This window comes from Streptomyces sp. NBC_00341, assembly GCF_041435055.1.
Taxonomy (GTDB): Bacteria; Actinomycetota; Actinomycetes; order Streptomycetales; family Streptomycetaceae; genus Streptomyces.
Window position 1 is genome coordinate 1,354,345 of the sequence record NZ_CP108002.1, and the last position, 15,133, is coordinate 1,369,477.

Below are 15,133 nucleotides of genomic sequence, written 5' to 3' on the forward strand. Positions count from 1 at the left end.
GTAGGTGAAGGGCCCCTCCGCCGGTGGCGGAGGGGCCCTTCCACGTCACGCGCGGGGCTGTACGGCCCGTCGGGCGGCCCGGGTCAGGGCCGGCGGGCCGAGGTGACCCGGTAGACGTCGTAGACGCCCTCGACGCCGCGTACGGCCTTCAGGACGTGTCCGAGGTGCTTCGGGTCGCCCATCTCGAAGGTGAAGCGCGAGGTGGCCACCCGGTCGCGGGAGGTCTGCACGGCCGCGGACAGGATGTTGACGTGCTGGTCGGACAGGATCCGGGTGACGTCGGAGAGCAGCCTGGAGCGGTCCAGTGCCTCGACCTGGATGGCGACGAGGAAGACCGAGGACTGGGTGGGCGCCCATTCGACTTCGAGGATCCGCTCCGGCTCCTGCGAGAGCGAGTCGACGTTCACACAGTCCGCACGGTGGACGGAGACTCCGCTGCCCCTGGTCACGAAGCCGATGATCGGGTCACCGGGAACGGGCGTGCAGCAGCGGGCCAGCTTGACCCAGACGTCCTCGACTCCCTTGACGACGACGCCCGGGTCGGCGTTCGCCCGGCGCTTGTTGCGGCCGTGCGAGGGCGGGGAGCTCTCCGCGAGGTCCTCGTTGGCCTCGTCCTGGCCGCCGAGCGCCTGGACCAGCTTCTGCACGACACCGGCCGCCGCGACATGTCCCTCACCGATCGCGGCGTACAGGGACGAGATGTCGGGGTAGCGCATCTCGTGGGCGAGTGTGACCAGGGAGTCGCCGGTCAGGATCCGCTGGATCGGCAGGTTCTGCTTGCGCATGGCCCGCGCGATGGAGTCCTTGCCCTGCTCGATCGCCTCGTCGCGGCGCTCCTTGGAAAACCAGGCGCGGATCTTGTTGCGTGCCCGGGGCGACTTGACGAACCCGAGCCAGTCTCGGGAGGGACCCGCGCCGGCCGCCTTGGAGGTGAAGACCTCCACCAGGTCGCCGTTGTCGAGCGTGGACTCCAGCGGTACGAGCCGTCCGTTGACCCGCGCCCCTATCGTCCGGTGGCCCACCTCCGTATGGACGGCGTACGCGAAGTCGACCGGTGTCGCCCCTGCCGGGAGCGCTATGACGTCGCCCTTGGGTGTGAAGACGAAGACCTCGTTGCGCGAGAGGTCGAAGCGCAGGGACTCCAGGAACTCGCTGGGGTCCTCGGTCTCCTTCTGCCAGTCCAGGAGCTGGCGCAGCCACGCCATGTCGTTGACGGTGTCCTGGCCCCGGCCGGTGTTCCTGGGGACGTCGGTGCGCACCTTGGAGGCGCCCGCGACGGCCTCCTGCTTGTACTTCCAGTGCGCGGCGATGCCGTACTCGGCGCGGCGGTGCATGTCGAACGTACGGATCTGCAGCTCGACGGGCTTGCCGCTGGGCCCGATCACCGTGGTGTGCAGCGACTGGTACATGTTGAACTTGGGCATCGCGATGTAGTCCTTGAACCGGCCGGGGACCGGATTCCACCGCGCGTGGACGGTGCCGAGCGCCGCGTAGCAGTCGCGGACGGTGTCGACGAGGACGCGGATGCCCACCAGGTCGTAGATCTCCGCGAAGTCCCGGCCTCGCACGATCATCTTCTGGTAGACGCTGTAGTAGTGCTTCGGCCGGCCGGTGACGGTGGCCTTGATGCGGGCGGCGCGCAGGTCGGACTGCACCTCGTCGGTCACTATGGCGAGGTATTCGTCGCGCTTGGGCGCCCGCTCCGCGACGAGACGGACGATCTCGTCGTACATCTTCGGGTAGAGGATCGCGAAGGCGAGGTCCTCCAGCTCCCACTTGATGGTGTTCATGCCCAGGCGGTGGGCCAGCGGGGCGTAGATCTCCAGCGTCTCGCGGGCCTTCTTCTCCTGCTTCTCCCGCTTGAGGTAACGCATGGTGCGCATGTTGTGCAGCCGGTCGGCGAGCTTGATGACCAGGACGCGCGGGTCCTTGGCCATCGCGACGACCATCTTGCGCACGGTCTCGGCCTGCGCGGCCTCGCCGAACTTGACCTTGTCCAGCTTGGTGACGCCGTCGACCAGCAGGGCGACCTGGTCGCCGAAGTCGCGGCGCAGGGTGTCCAGGCCGTACTCGGTGTCCTCGACGGTGTCGTGCAGCAGCCCGGCCATCAGGGTGGCCGGATCCATACCCAGCTCGGCCAGGATCGTGGTGACGGCGAGGGGGTGGGTGATGTAGGGGTCGCCGCTCTTGCGCTTCTGGCCGCGGTGCCAGCGCTCCGCGACCTGGTAGGCGCGCTCGATCTGGCGCAGCGTGGAGGTCTCGATCTTGGAGTCGTTGCTCCGGACGGTACGCAGCAGCGGTTCCAGCACCGGGTTGTACGGGCTGGAGCGCTGGACGCCGAGCCGGGCCAGCCTGGCCCGGACCCGGTTGGAGGAGCCGCCGCCCGTACGGGCCACCGGGCCCGCGGGCGCCGCCGCGGGCTTGGCCGGGGGCTTCGGCGCCGTCGGGGGCGGCGAGGCGGGTGCGGCCGGCTGGGCGGGGGAAGCGGGCGCGGGCCCGTTGGCCTCCGCGGGGGCCGGGCCCGTGCCGGGCTCGGGCGCCGGAGGCTTCGGCTTCTCCGCGGGCTGCTTCTCCGCGGGCTGCTGCTTCGCGGGCGTGGCTGGGTCCGCCGCGGGCTGGTCGGGCTGCGGGGCGGCGACTGGCTGGGCCTCGTCTGGCAAGAGCGCTCCTCGTGCGGATCCGGACACCCGGAAAGGCCATCGTAACGACCCTGCGGCCGCTCCTCCCCCGGGGACCGTGAGAGCCCGCACAACGCGAAGCGGGCACCCGGTTGTTCCCGGGTGCCCGCTTCGGTGCCTGTCATGCGGTGCGACGTGCGGCCCGCAGGGGGTTCAGACCGTGATCAGGGCGTCCAGCGGAGCGCCCTTCAGGCTCTCCTCCAGGCGCGCCCGGCCGGCCAGGAATCCCAGCTCCATGAGGACGGCGACGCCCGCGACACCGGCTCCGGCCCGCCGGATCAGCTCCAGCGAGGCTGCGGCGGTGCCACCGGTGGCCAGCACGTCGTCGATGACCATGACCCGGTCCTCTGCGGACAGGTCCTCCGCATGGATCTCGATCTCGGCGCTGCCGTACTCCAGCTCGTACGTCTGGGCGAGCGTGGCACCGGGCAGCTTGCCGGCCTTGCGGACCGGGACGAAGCCGAGCCCGGCCCGTACCGCGACCGGTGCGGCCAGGATGAAGCCGCGGGCCTCCAGACCGACGATCTTCGTGGCGCCGTGCCGTACGCACAGCTCCGCCAGCGCTTCGGTGAGCGCGGTGAAGGCCACCGGGTCCGCCAGCAGCGGGGTGATGTCCTTGAACATCACCCCCGGCTTCGGGTAGTCGGCCACGTCACGGATCCGGCTGAGCAGGAGGTCCCTGGTGCTCGCGGTCGTGCTGCTGGTCATCGGCGCTTCCCCGGGGTCCGGCCATGGCCCCTGGGGGGCTCCTGGCGCTGTCCGACGACGGCACCGGCGGGTGCGGCGTCCTGTGCGGCGTCCTGTGTGACGCCCCGGTCCGCCCGGTCCGACTGCTCGGCCTCGGAGAGCTCGCCCTTGGCGGCGGCTGCCGCGCGCTTGGCGAGAACCCGCTTCTTCAGGGCCTTCATCTGCGGTTCGCGTTCCTTGAGGTCGGCGACGAGCGGAGTGGCGATGAAGATCGAGGAGTACGCACCGGCGGCGAGGCCGACGAAGAGCGCCAGGGAGATGTCGTTCAGCATGCCCGCGCCGAGGACACCGCCACCGATGAACAGCAGACCGGCGACCGGCAGCAGCGCGACGATCGTGGTGTTGATCGAACGGACCAGCGTGCCGTTGATCGAGCGGTTGGCGATCTCGCTGTACGTCCACCGGGTCTGCTTGGTGATCCCCTTCGTGCCCTCCTTCAGGCTGTCGAAGACGACGACCGTGTCGTAGAGGGAGTAACCGAGGATCGTCAGCAGACCGATCACGGTGCCCGGGGTGACCTCGAAGCCGACCAGGGCGTAGATGCCGACCGTGATGGTGATGTCGTGGATCAGCGCGACCAGGGCCGCGATGGCCATGCGCCATTCGAAGGCGATGGCCAGATAGATCACGACGAGGACCATGAAGACGCCGAGGCCGGTCCACGCCTTGTTGGCGATCTGCTCACCCCAGCTGGGGCCGACCAGGTCGGCGGCGATCTTCTCCTCGGGGACGCTGAGGCCCTTGGAGAGGTCGCCCTTGATCGCGTCCGACTTCGAGGTGTCCACCTCGGTGATCTGGATGCGCAGGCCGCCGTTGCCCAGCTTCTGGACGATGGCCTGGTGACCCGAGGACGTCGACGCCAGGTCTTCCGCCTTTTCGACGGAGACGCTCGTCTTCGGTGTGGTGAAGACGGCGCCGCCCTTGAACTCGATGCCCATGTTCAGGCCGCTGACCGCCAGGCCGACGATGGCCGTGATGGTGATCAGGATCGAGATGCCGTACCAGATCTTGCGGTTGCCGATGAAGTCGTAGCCGACCTCGCCGCGGTAGAGACGGGCGCCGAGATTGCCGAGTCGCGACATCTCACGCCTCCTTCGGGTCGGTGGGGGCGTTGACACGGCGTGAACGGCGCAGCGGCGGCTTGGCGCCGAGCCGCTTCGGGTCCAGACCGGACCACGGGTGACCGCTCGCGAAGAACTTCTTGCGGGCCATCAGCGTCATGACGGGCTTGGTGAAGAGGAACACCACGACCACGTCGAGCAGAGTGGTGAGCCCCAGCGTGAACGCGAAGCCCTGGACCTTTCCGACGGTGACGACGAACAGCACCGCCGCGGCCAGGAACGACACGAAGTCAGAGACCAGGATGGTGCGCCGGGCCCGCGGCCAGGCCCGCTCGACGGCGGGACGGAGCGTGCGGCCCTCGCGGATCTCGTCACGGATGCGTTCGAAGTACACGATGAACGAGTCCGCGGTGATTCCGATCGCCACGATGGCGCCGCAGACAGCGGGCAGGTTCAGCGCGAATCCGATGGCCGGGCCGAGCAGCGACATGATCGTGTACGTCAGGATGCCGGAGACCAGCAGGCTGAGGAGCGCGATGAGCGCCAGTCCGCGGTAGTAGGCCACCAGGTAGATGACGACCAGGGCCAGGCCGATGGCACCGGCGATCAGGCCCGCCTTGAGCTGCTCACCGCCGAGCGCGGCGGTGACGGTGGTGACGCTCTGCTCCTGGAAGGAGAGCGGCAGCGCACCGTAGGAGAGCACGTTGGCCAGGTCCTCCGCGGACTGCTGGGTGAAGCTGCCGGAGATCTCGGCGTCGGCGCTCAGCGCCTCCCTCACGGAGGGCGCCGAGACCACTTCGCCGTCGAGCGCGATGGCGAACTGGTTCTGCGGCTCCTGCTGCTGCGCGAGCGTGCCGGTGATCTTCTGGAACTTCTTGGCGCCGCCGCCGGTGAAGCCCATCTGGACGATCCACTGACCGGACTGCTGGTTGATCGCAGCCTTCGCACTGTCGACGTCCGTGCCGTCGACAGCGGCCGGGCCGAGCACGTACTTGGCGGAGCCGTCCTGCTCGCAGGCGACGACGGTGTCGGTGGCCTTGGAGCCCTGGGCCACCTTGGACCGGCCGGCCTTGGTGGAGCAGTCGAGCGCCTCGAACTTCTTCTGCAGCTTGGCGGCGGCCGCCTGCTCCTCGGCGGACGGCGTCGGCGTGCCGTTCGCCTTCGGGGTCTCGCTGGCGTTCGGAGTGGGCGTGGAGTCGGCCTTCAGGGCGCCGGTGACCGCGCGGCCCTGGGTGGTGGCGCTCGCGCTCGGCTTCCCGGACGGGCTCGACGCCTTGTCGGAGGCGGTGGAGCTCGGCGACGGAGACGGGCTGCCCTTGCCGGAGGACGAGGCGCTGGGCTCAGGGGTGGGCGTTCCCTGGGCGACTGTCAACACCGGCCGGAAGTACAGCTTGGCCGTCGTACCGACCTGCTGCCGGGCCTGGGCGGAGTTCGTGCCCTTGGGGATGTTGACGATGATGTTGCTCTTGCCCTGGGTCTGGACCTCGGCCTCGGAGACACCAAGACCGTTGACGCGGCGTTCCATGATCTGGACCGCCGTGTCCATGTTGGTCTTGTTGATCGCCGATTCCTGGCCGGGCTCGGCCTTCGCCTCTAGCGTGATGGACGTGCCACCCGCCAGGTCGATGCCGAGTCGCGGCGTCGGCTGATGGGCCAGGAACATCCCGCCGGTGAGCGCGACCATGGCGATCAGGATCAGAGCCAGGGCACGCCCCGGCCTGCCCTGACCGCCGGCCGGACCTCGGCCCTTCTTCGGTGCTGCCACCTTCTCGTTTCTCCCTGTCCAACCGCCACGCGCCGGTACGCGCCCAAGCGGCCACGAAGTGTAGTGGGGACCCGCCCCGCAGAAGACCGCACGGTCCGGGGACTGCCGGATGCCTGTGGGCTCACGGCATCCCCGGGTCGTGTGCTACTTCGCGTCGGCCTCGCCGTCGGACTTGCCGTCGGACTTCTTGTCGGCCGGCTCCGTGTCGTCCGCCTCGTCCTTCTTGCCGAGGTCGATCTTCGCGACGTCGTCGTCCGCGGCAGTGTCGTCGGCGTCGTCGAGCTCGGTCAGCGAGGAGGCGTCGTCGGGCACGACCGCGCCGTCGACGTCGAGCTCTTCCTCGTCACCGTGGACGATGCGGTTGTACTCCGCGTCGTCGAGGACGGCACCGATCGAGTTCTTGGCATAGACGGCGTGGACGCCGGGAGCGATCTCGAGGAGGACCGAGTCGTCGTGAAGCTCCTTGACGGTGGCGTACATGCCCCCGATCGTCCGGACGCCGGTACCGGGCTGCATTTCATTGCGCATGTTCGCAGCCGCCGCCTGCTTCTTCTTGGCGGACCGCGTCATCAGGAACATGGCCCCGATGAGCACGATGAAGGGGAGGAGAGTCACGGGATTCACGGGACGAGTTTCCTTCGCACGACCGCACTGGAGAGCGGCCTGGTCTACGGGGGTGGGTACACCGACCTTTAAGGGCGGCATCGGCGGAGTCTAAGCGAGTCCGCATCGATGGAACAACGCCCAGCATGGCACCCGGGTTCCGCTGCGGGCCAACCTGTGACTCATCACGCCCCGAACAGGCCCTGTTGTCCCTTTCCGCCCTGCTGCGGCGGAACCAGCCCGAGGTGGGCCCAGGCAGCCGGTGTGGCGACCCGGCCCCGCGGCGTCCTGGCCAGCAGTCCCTCGCGCACCAGGAAGGGCTCGGCGACCTCCTCGACCGTCTCGCGCTCCTCCCCCACGGCGACCGCGAGCGTGGACAGGCCGACCGGACCGCCGCCGAAGAGCTTCATCAGGGCGCCGAGCACCGCCCGGTCCAGCCGGTCGAGACCGCGGGCGTCGACCTCGTACACCTGGAGGGCGGCTCCGGCGATGTCCCGGTCGATCCGGCCGTCGGCCTTGACCTGGGCGTAGTCCCGGACGCGGCGCAGCAGCCGGTTGGCGATCCTGGGCGTGCCGCGGGAGCGGCCGGCGATCTCCGCGGCCCCCTCTGCGTCTATCTCGACGTCGAGGAGCCGGGCCGAGCGATGAATCACCCTTTCCAGTTCGACCGGCGTGTAGAACTCCATGTGCCCGGTGAAGCCGAAGCGGTCGCGCAGCGGGGGCGGCAGGAGTCCGGCCCTGGTGGTGGCGCCGACCAGGGTGAAGGGCGGCAGCTCCAGCGGGATGGCGGTGGCCCCCGGCCCCTTGCCGACGATCACGTCGACCCGGAAGTCCTCCATCGCCATGTAGAGCATCTCCTCGGCGGGCCGGGACATGCGGTGGATCTCGTCGAGGAAGAGGACCTCGCCCTCCTGGAGGGAGGACAGGATCGCCGCGAGGTCGCCCGCGTGCTGGATAGCGGGCCCCGAGGTGATCCGGATCGGGGCGCCCATCTCGGCGGCGATGATCATGGAGAGGGTGGTCTTGCCCAGTCCGGGGGCGCCGGAGAGCAGTACGTGGTCGGCGGTGGCGCCGCGGGCGCGGGCCGCCTTGAGGACCAGGTCGAGCTGTTCGCGCACCGTCTCCTGGCCGACGAACTCGTCGAGGTCCTTGGGGCGCAGTGCCGCCTCCACGGCGGTGTCCTCGCCATCCGCTCCGGCGTCGACGAGGCGCTCGTCGAGCAGCTCGTCGGTGTCGGGTCCGGTCTCGTCCCAGTTCATCTCGTCAGTCCCGCCTCGGGTGTCTCTGTGCCGGGCCGCGCGGTGCCCGGCCCGGGGTGGCGAAGGTGCCCTCGGGGTCCGCTCAGCGCGTGCGGTTGAGGGTCTGCAGGGCGGCGCGCAGCAACTGCGGCACCGGCGGCTGGGCGCCCTCCGCGAGGGCCGCCTCGGCCTGCGGGGCCACGGCGGAGACCGCTTCGTCGGCCTCGCGGGTGGCGTAGCCGAGGCCGATCAGGGCGGCCTGCAGCTGGTCCCTCCAGGAGGAGGAGACCGCGGTGCCGATGCCCTGCTGGCCGATGTGGGCACCGACCGGCTCCCCGAGCCTGTCCTTGAGTTCGAGCAGAAGCTTCTGCGCGCCCTTCTTGCCGATGCCGGAGACCGCGGTGAGCGCCTTCTCGTCGCCGGTGGACACGGCGATGCGCAGGGCGTCCGGGCTGTGCGTGGCGAGCATGGCCTGGGCGAGCCGGGGGCCGACCCCGCTGGCGGTCTGGAGCAGCTCGAAGGTCTGCCGCTCGTCGTCGTCGGCGAAGCCGTAGAGCGTCAGTGAGTCCTCCCGTACGACGAGGGAGGTGGCGAGCCTGGCCTCCTTGCCGATCCGGAGCGCGGCGAGGGTGTTCGGCGCGCACTGGACGGCCATGCCGATGCCGCCGACCTCGATCACGGCCGTGGTGGGGGCGATCGCGGCCACGGGGCCGGTGATGAAGGCGATCATCGGGGGACCTTCCGGACGGGGACTGCTGCGGTGCGCGGAACGCGCGGGATACGGGCCGCGGCCGCTGCCGCGTGCGCCTGCTGGAGGCGGTTGACGGCCGGGGCGCGCCAGATGTGACAGATGGCGAGGGCCAGCGCGTCGGCGGCGTCGGCCGGTTTCGGAGGGGCGTCCAGCCGCAGCAGCCGGGTGACCATGGCCCCGACCTGGGCCTTGTCCGCGCGGCCGCTGCCGGTGACGGCGGCCTTGACCTCGCTGGGCGTGTGCAGGGCCACCGGGATGCCCCGGCGGGACGCGCAGAGCATGGCGACCGCGCTGGCCTGGGCCGTGCCCATCACCGTACGGACGTTGTGCTGGGCGAACACCCGCTCGACGGCGACGTATTCGGGGCGGTGCTCGTCGAGCCACTCCTCGATGCCGCGCTCGATGGCCACCAGCCGGTGTCCGAGCTCCGCGTCGGACGCGGTGCGAACGACTCCGACACCGAGCATGGTCAGCGGGCGGCCCGCGACTCCTTCGACGACTCCGACACCGCACCGGGTCAGCCCGGGGTCCACACCGAGTACCCGCACGGGTCGCCCCCTCCCTGCCGATCGGTCAACTGTTCTGGCAGGCTATCGGCTCGCACTGACAATGCGACGGGCCGACAGGGGTGTGTCCCCGTCGGCCCGTCCGCGAAAGCTGCGCCGGTCAGCGGCGGTCGCTCAGGCGTCGACCTTCTCCATGACCTCGTCCGAGACGTCGAAGTTGGCGAAGACGTTCTGCACGTCGTCGCTGTCCTCCAGCGCGTCGATCAGCTTGAAGATCTTGCGGGCGCCCTCCTCGTCGAGGTCGACCTGCATGGTGGGCAGGAAGTTGGCCTCGGCCGAGTCGTAGTCGATGCCCGCCTCCTGGAGTGCGGTGCGGACCGCGACCATGTCGGTGGCCTCGCTGACGACCTCGTACGTCTCACCGAGGTCGTTGACCTCCTCTGCGCCCGCGTCGAGGACCGCGCCCAGCACGTCGTCCTCGGACAGCTCACCCTTGGGGACGATCACGACGCCCTTGCGGTTGAACAGGTAGGAGACCGAGCCCGGGTCGGCCATCGAGCCGCCGTTGCGCGTCATGGCGACACGCACGTCGGACGCGGCACGGTTGCGGTTGTCGGTGAGGCACTCGATGAGCACCGCGACGCCGTTCGGGCCGTAACCCTCGTACATGATCGTCTGATAGTCGACGCCGCCCGCTTCGAGACCGCCACCGCGCTTGACCGCGGAGTCGATGTTCTTGTTCGGGACCGAGCTCTTCTTCGCCTTCTGGATCGCGTCCACAAGGGTCGGGTTGCCCTCGGGGTCCACACCGCCGGTGCGGGCCGCGACCTCGATGTTCTTGATCAGCTTCGCGAAGAGCTTGCCGCGCTTGGCGTCAATCACGGCCTTCTTGTGCTTCGTCGTAGCCCATTTAGAGTGGCCGGACATCTGCCTTCTCCTTCGCGTCACCAAATTCCGTACGAACCCGAGAGATCCTACCGGGATCGAGTCAGCCCGATGCGCGCACCATGTCGACGAAGTACGCGTGGAGCCGGTGGTCACCGGTCAGTTCCGGATGGAATGACGTGGCAAGGGCGTTTCCCTGCCGTACCCCCACGATATGGCCGCCGTGCTCCGCCACGACCTGGGCCCGCGCCCCCACGGATTCGACCCAGGGGGCCCGGATGAAGACGCCCTCGACCGGTCCGCCCTCGATCCCGGCGACGTCGACGGCCGCCTCGAACGACTCGTTCTGCCGCCCGAAAGCGTTACGGCGCACGATCATGTCGATGCCGCCGATGGTCTCCTGGCCCGAAATGGGGTATCCCCTGCTCGAACGGAGTTGAGAGCTTGGGGAAGGGTCGAGGATCTTGTCCGCGAGCAGGATCATCCCGGCGCAGGTGCCGTAGACCGGCATCCCCGCGGCGACCCGCTCGCGCAGTGGTTCCAGCATCCCGAACAGGACGGCCAGTTTGGACATCGTGGTGGACTCGCCGCCGGGGACGACCAGTCCGTCGACCTCGGCGAGTTCCTCGGGCCGCCGGACCGGCCTGGCCAGGGCGTCCGCCGAGGCCAGGGCGATCAGGTGTTCCCGTACGTCGCCCTGGAGAGCCAGGACTCCGATCACAGGGGTGTCGCTCATCAGTGACTACCAGCCGCGGTTGGCGTAGCGCTCGGTCTCGGGCAGCGTGTCGCAGTTGATGCCGACCATGGCCTCGCCCAGGTTGCGGGAGGCATCCGCGATGATCTTCGGCTCGTCGAAGAACGTGGTGGCCTTCACGATGGCGGCGGCGCGCTTGGCCGGGTCGCCGGACTTGAAGATGCCGGAGCCGACGAAGACGCCCTCGGCGCCCAGCTGGCGCATCAGCGCGGCGTCGGCGGGGGTGGCGACGCCGCCCGCGGAGAACAGGACGACGGGCAGCTTGCCGAGCTCCGCGACCTCCTTGACCAGCTCGTACGGGGCACGGAGGTCCTTGGCGGCGGCGTACAGCTCGTTGTTGTCGTAGCCGCGCAGCCGGGCGATCTCGTTCTTGATCTGGCGCAGGTGGCGCACCGCCTCGACGACGTTGCCGGTGCCGGCCTCGCCCTTCGAGCGGATCATGGCCGCACCCTCGGCGATGCGGCGCAGGGCCTCGCCCAGGTTGGTGGCGCCGCAGACGAACGGGGTGGTGAAGGCGAACTTGTCGCTGTGGTTGACCTCGTCGGCCGGGGTGAGCACCTCGGACTCGTCGATGTAGTCGACGCCGAGGGACTGCAGCACCTGGGCCTCGACGAAGTGTCCGATACGGGACTTCGCCATGACCGGGATGGAGACGGCCTCGATGATCTCCTCGATCATGTTCGGGTCGGACATCCGGGCCACGCCGCCGTCCTTGCGGATGTCGGCGGGCACCCGTTCCAGGGCCATGACGGCCACGGCGCCGGCGTCCTCGGCGATCTTCGCCTGCTCGGCGTTGACGACGTCCATGATCACGCCGCCCTTGAGCTGCTCGGCCATGCCGCGCTTGACACGGGCGGTGCCGGTCGCCGGGGTGTCAGCGGACTGCGGGGTGGTGGGAAGCGTGGACACGGATCGACCTCACTGGGAGAAGGGGCGCTGAGCGTGCGGGGGTGACGCACTGCTGAGCAAACTCTCCGGAGCCGGTCCACAGCAAGGGCCAATAGCAGGCCGGTGGATCGTTTTGGCCCCGCCGACGCCCCGCCGACGGCCGCGTCGCGGGGCCTGAGTGCGCGGGTGTCAGCTGACCGGACGGGCGGCGAGGGCGACCGGCGGCTCGTCGTCCATCTCGAAGGCGAGCGGGAAGGGGGCGTGACCGGCCAGCCGGAACCAGCGCACCGTACGGTGGCGGCGCAGCGCGCGGGCGGCCCGCACCGCGTCGTTGTGGAACCGGCGCGCCATCGGGACCCGACGGACGGCGGCGGCCAGTTCGGACGCGGCCTCCTCACCGCCCGGGACCTCCTGCACCGCCGCCACCTGCGCCGGCTCACCGAACACCGCGCGCAGGGCGGTGCTCAGTTCGCTCTCGGCGACCTCGCGATGCTCCTCCTCCGCCTGACGGGCGGCGTGCGCGGCCTCGTACAGGACGATGGACGCGGCCGGGTCGAGGACTCCGGACGTGGCGAGTTCCTGGGTGACCGAGGCACGGCGCAGCAGTTGCGCGTCGAGCGCGGCGCGGGCCGCGTCGATGCGGGTGTGCAGCCGGTCGAGCCGGCCGGCGGTCCAGCTGAGGTAGAGGCCGATCGCGACGAGCACGACGACGGTCCAGATGAGGGATTCGGTCACGGGCCGAAGGCTACCGGTGACCGGGCACCGTCCGGCCCCGGTCACCCGCGTCGGCGTGGACAGCCGGACACGGCGTTCCACACTTCAGGAGCGTGTCCGTGGCCGGACCGCTCCCGCACCGAGGACGCCGAGCGCCGCGCACGCGAGAAACGCGAACGCGGTGCCCATGCGGTCGGCGAGCGCGCCGACGGCGGGGGAAGCCACGGCCTGTCCCGCGGAGATCATGAGGAAGCCCAGTGCGACCGCGGCAGCGGTGGTCCCGGGGTGCATGCGGGTGATCCAGAAGAAGATCACGGTGGTGAGCGTGACGTACCCGGCCCCGAAGACAGCGATCCCGGCGAAGGAGGCGACGGGGAGGCCCGGCAGCAGTCCGATCACGGCGCTCGCTGTTCCCAGCAGGGCGAGGGCGACGGTCCAGACGCGGCGGAGTCCGTGGCGTTCGATCAGGTCACCGGCGGACAGGCCGACTAGTTCGGCCGCGCCCAGGACCACCCACAGCAGCACGGAGACAGTGGTACTCGCCCCTCCGGCGTCCATGACATGTTCCCGGCCGAAGCTCCAGGTGGCCGAGCTCGCCGCTCCGAACAGTGCCGCCGCGCCCAGCGCCGGCCAGGACCTGCGGTCACGCGCCACGGCTGCCAGTGCGCCGAGCGGACGCACCGCGTCGGTGTCCGCGCCGGAGGCACCTCTGCCCGGCAGCAGCAGAGTGACCCAACACGTCACCACGACAGCTGTTACGGCGAAGGCCGCCCACGCGATGCGCCAGTGCCCAAGGGCGGAGAGCGCCACGAAGCCGGAAGCCACGATGCCGGCGGCGGGACCCGCGTTGACGATGGCCTGGGCGCGATCGTGATGGTGTCGCGGACCCCAGCGCCCTATCGCCTCGGCCAGTGGCGGGGATGCCACCCCGGTGCTGGCTCCTGCTATCAGCACGCCCACGGCCAGCATGCCCGCGTCCGTCGCGGCAGCGACCAGCGCCATACCCGCTGCCGCGGTCAGTCCGGCGGCAGCGGCGACGGGGCGCGGCCCGAAGCGCGTGACGGCCGCGGCCGCGGCGACGACGGTGACGCAGTACGCCGCGAAGCTGCCGCCGGCGATCACGCCGGACAGCGTGCCGCCCAAGTGGAAGGCGTCCTTGAACGCGGGCAGGAACAGTCCGTAGGCGAAGCGCGCGAGCCCGTAGCAGACCGCGATCAGAGCCAGCCCCGAGACGGTCAGTCCCCACGGGCGTACCACCGTCGACGATGGCGTCGCCATACCCTCACCTCAAAGAGGTAGAACGGTCACTCTCATTTGTAGAACGGTTGGTATCGTAGCCGATGTGGACAACGTGACGATCGACGGGCGCTCGGCCCGCAGCCGCCTCCTGGATGCCGCCGACCAACTGTTCTACGCCCACGGCATCAACGGCACGGGGGTGGACGCCGTCATCGAAGCGGCCAAGGTGGCCCGCATGACCTTCTACCGGCACTTCGGCGGGAAGGACGCCCTCGTTGCGGCCTACCTCCAGGCTCGCGATGCCCGCTGGCGGGCCACCGTGGAAGAGTCCGTCACCGCCGCCGGCGAGGACCCCGACGCCCGCCTCCTCGCCGTCTTCGACGCCCTGCGCACATGGCATGCGGACCCGCGCTTCCGCGGCTGCTCCTTCGCCAACGCCGCCGCCGAGCTCACCACGCCCGACCATCCGGCTCGCGCCGTCGTCACCGCCCACAAGCAGGCACTCCGCGTCCGCATCACCGAACTCGCCGGAGCCACCGCACATCCCGCACCCGACCGGCTGACCGATCAGCTGCTCCTCCTCATCGAGGGCGCCACCACGACCCAGGCCCTGGGCACTGTCAGCAACGCGGTGGACGAGGCCCAAGCCATGGCCAAGGATCTGGTCGATGCCCACGCGGCGACGCCGCAGAACGCCGGGCCCCTGCGGTAGACCCATGCGTTCACCTGCCCCTCAGCCGTGGCGCCGAGCGCGGTGGCGCGAACCGCGTCGGGAGCGGTACCTGGGGGTGGCGCGGGACGGCGTATCGCGCGGACACGGTCGAAGGGCGGCCTCTCCAGCCATCAGAACTCATTGGCCTAGACCTGTTGTGCGACCGGTGGGTGGCCGCTAGGTTCGTCCCGGCTGCGCAGCCGATATCACCGGAAAGGCCAGCACGACCCGTACATCACGCACCGACATGCTCTGCGTCGGAACTCCGACGCCTCTAGGAGGGCTTGCCATGTACCGTCGTATCGCCGCAGCCGCCGCCACCGTAGTGGCCGCATCCGCGCTCGCACTCGGGGGCGCGGCCACCGCAGAAGCCGCCCCGCCCGGGTTCTACGCCCGCAGCCACCACGCCTCACTCGCCGAGTGCAACGCGGCAGGCCAGGCGGGTCACGATGTCTGGGGCGCCCTGTACTTCTGCGAGCCGTTCGGCCCCTCGCGTCCGGACGTCTACGTCCTGTGGGTCCGCCCCTGACGTCCGACCCCGCGAGCGCCCGGAGTCCGCGAGGCGGGCTCCGGGCCCCGGACCGGGCGGTGA

15 protein-coding genes are annotated in these 15,133 nt (G+C 70.3%); 2 read left to right on the plus strand and 13 right to left on the minus strand.

Features of this window, described 5'->3' with window-relative positions; genetic code table 11:
- Positions 1–83: 83 nt before the first annotated feature.
- The 13 genes from OG892_RS05920 to OG892_RS05980 form a co-directional block, all read right to left on the minus strand.
- Positions 84–2,660, minus strand: coding sequence for a bifunctional (p)ppGpp synthetase/guanosine-3',5'-bis(diphosphate) 3'-pyrophosphohydrolase (locus OG892_RS05920; RefSeq protein ID WP_073737529.1), 2,577 nt, complete (start codon positions 2,658–2,660; stop codon positions 84–86).
- 171 nt (positions 2,661–2,831) lie between these two features.
- Complete coding sequence (locus OG892_RS05925) at positions 2,832–3,386, minus strand: adenine phosphoribosyltransferase (RefSeq protein WP_073737528.1); 555 nt, start codon at positions 3,384–3,386, stop codon at positions 2,832–2,834.
- Positions 3,383–4,507, minus strand: a complete 1,125-nt coding sequence (secF, locus tag OG892_RS05930) for a protein translocase subunit SecF (RefSeq protein WP_073737527.1) — start codon at positions 4,505–4,507, stop codon at positions 3,383–3,385. The genes OG892_RS05925 and secF overlap by 4 nt, the downstream gene beginning before the upstream one ends.
- 1 nt (position 4,508) lies before the next feature.
- Positions 4,509–6,251, minus strand: a complete 1,743-nt coding sequence (gene secD, locus OG892_RS05935; protein ID WP_073737526.1) for a protein translocase subunit SecD — start codon at positions 6,249–6,251, stop codon at positions 4,509–4,511.
- Between the two features lie 144 nt (positions 6,252–6,395).
- Complete coding sequence (gene yajC / locus OG892_RS05940) at positions 6,396–6,875, minus strand: preprotein translocase subunit YajC (protein WP_371628621.1); 480 nt, start codon at positions 6,873–6,875, stop codon at positions 6,396–6,398.
- Positions 6,876–7,039: 164 nt separating this feature from the next.
- Positions 7,040–8,113: a Holliday junction branch migration DNA helicase RuvB gene (ruvB, locus tag OG892_RS05945; RefSeq protein WP_073737524.1), complete on the minus strand. Its 1,074-nt coding sequence runs from the start codon at positions 8,111–8,113 to the stop codon at positions 7,040–7,042.
- Between the two features lie 82 nt (positions 8,114–8,195).
- Positions 8,196–8,822: a Holliday junction branch migration protein RuvA gene (gene ruvA, locus OG892_RS05950; RefSeq protein WP_073737523.1), complete on the minus strand. Its 627-nt coding sequence runs from the start codon at positions 8,820–8,822 to the stop codon at positions 8,196–8,198.
- Positions 8,819–9,391 (minus strand): crossover junction endodeoxyribonuclease RuvC, encoded by a 573-nt coding sequence (gene ruvC / locus OG892_RS05955; protein ID WP_073737522.1) that lies wholly within the window; start codon positions 9,389–9,391, stop codon positions 8,819–8,821. The genes ruvA and ruvC overlap by 4 nt, the downstream gene beginning before the upstream one ends.
- Before the next feature lie 132 nt (positions 9,392–9,523).
- The gene (locus tag OG892_RS05960) at positions 9,524–10,276 is read right to left on the minus strand and encodes a YebC/PmpR family DNA-binding transcriptional regulator (protein WP_024492903.1); all 753 of its coding nucleotides are present in this window, start codon (positions 10,274–10,276) and stop codon (positions 9,524–9,526) included.
- Positions 10,277–10,337: 61 nt separating this feature from the next.
- Positions 10,338–10,970, minus strand: coding sequence for a pyridoxal 5'-phosphate synthase glutaminase subunit PdxT (pdxT, locus tag OG892_RS05965; RefSeq protein WP_327335993.1), 633 nt, complete (start codon positions 10,968–10,970; stop codon positions 10,338–10,340).
- Between the two features lie 6 nt (positions 10,971–10,976).
- Positions 10,977–11,897 (minus strand): pyridoxal 5'-phosphate synthase lyase subunit PdxS, encoded by a 921-nt coding sequence (gene pdxS, locus OG892_RS05970; protein ID WP_073737520.1) that lies wholly within the window; start codon positions 11,895–11,897, stop codon positions 10,977–10,979.
- A gap of 168 nt (positions 11,898–12,065) precedes the next feature.
- Positions 12,066–12,611 carry a hypothetical protein gene (locus OG892_RS05975; RefSeq protein WP_073737519.1) on the minus strand — a complete coding sequence of 182 codons (546 nt, stop codon included), beginning with the start codon at positions 12,609–12,611 and terminating at the stop codon, positions 12,066–12,068.
- Between the two features lie 84 nt (positions 12,612–12,695).
- On the minus strand, positions 12,696–13,868 hold the full coding sequence (locus tag OG892_RS05980; RefSeq protein ID WP_371628622.1) for an MFS transporter: 1,173 nt from the start codon (positions 13,866–13,868) through the stop codon (positions 12,696–12,698).
- Between the two features lie 64 nt (positions 13,869–13,932).
- Between OG892_RS05980 and OG892_RS05985 the strand changes: the two genes are divergently transcribed.
- Together OG892_RS05985 and OG892_RS05990 are read left to right on the plus strand one after the other, a co-directional pair.
- Positions 13,933–14,541, plus strand: a complete 609-nt coding sequence (locus tag OG892_RS05985; protein ID WP_328867706.1) for a TetR/AcrR family transcriptional regulator — start codon at positions 13,933–13,935, stop codon at positions 14,539–14,541.
- 289 nt (positions 14,542–14,830) lie between these two features.
- Complete coding sequence (locus tag OG892_RS05990) at positions 14,831–15,070, plus strand: hypothetical protein (protein WP_073737516.1); 240 nt, start codon at positions 14,831–14,833, stop codon at positions 15,068–15,070.
- The last annotated feature ends 63 nt before the right edge of the window (positions 15,071–15,133 follow it).

Excerpts from the sequence above, each read along its gene's own strand:
- OG892_RS05925 (WP_073737528.1), bottom strand. The coding sequence starts at position 3,386 with ATGACCAGCAGCACGACCGCGAGCACCAGGGACCTCCTGCTCAGCCGG.
- secF (WP_073737527.1), bottom strand. The coding sequence starts at position 4,507 with ATGTCGCGACTCGGCAATCTCGGCGCCCGTCTCTACCGCGGCGAGGTC.
- ruvB (WP_073737524.1), bottom strand. The coding sequence starts at position 8,113 with ATGAACTGGGACGAGACCGGACCCGACACCGACGAGCTGCTCGACGAG.
- ruvA (WP_073737523.1), bottom strand. The coding sequence starts at position 8,822 with ATGATCGCCTTCATCACCGGCCCCGTGGCCGCGATCGCCCCCACCACG.
- OG892_RS05960 (WP_024492903.1), bottom strand. The coding sequence starts at position 10,276 with ATGTCCGGCCACTCTAAATGGGCTACGACGAAGCACAAGAAGGCCGTG.
- pdxT (WP_327335993.1), bottom strand. The coding sequence starts at position 10,970 with ATGAGCGACACCCCTGTGATCGGAGTCCTGGCTCTCCAGGGCGACGTA.
- OG892_RS05980 (WP_371628622.1), bottom strand. The coding sequence starts at position 13,868 with ATGGCGACGCCATCGTCGACGGTGGTACGCCCGTGGGGACTGACCGTC.
- OG892_RS05990 (WP_073737516.1), top strand. The coding sequence starts at position 14,831 with ATGTACCGTCGTATCGCCGCAGCCGCCGCCACCGTAGTGGCCGCATCC.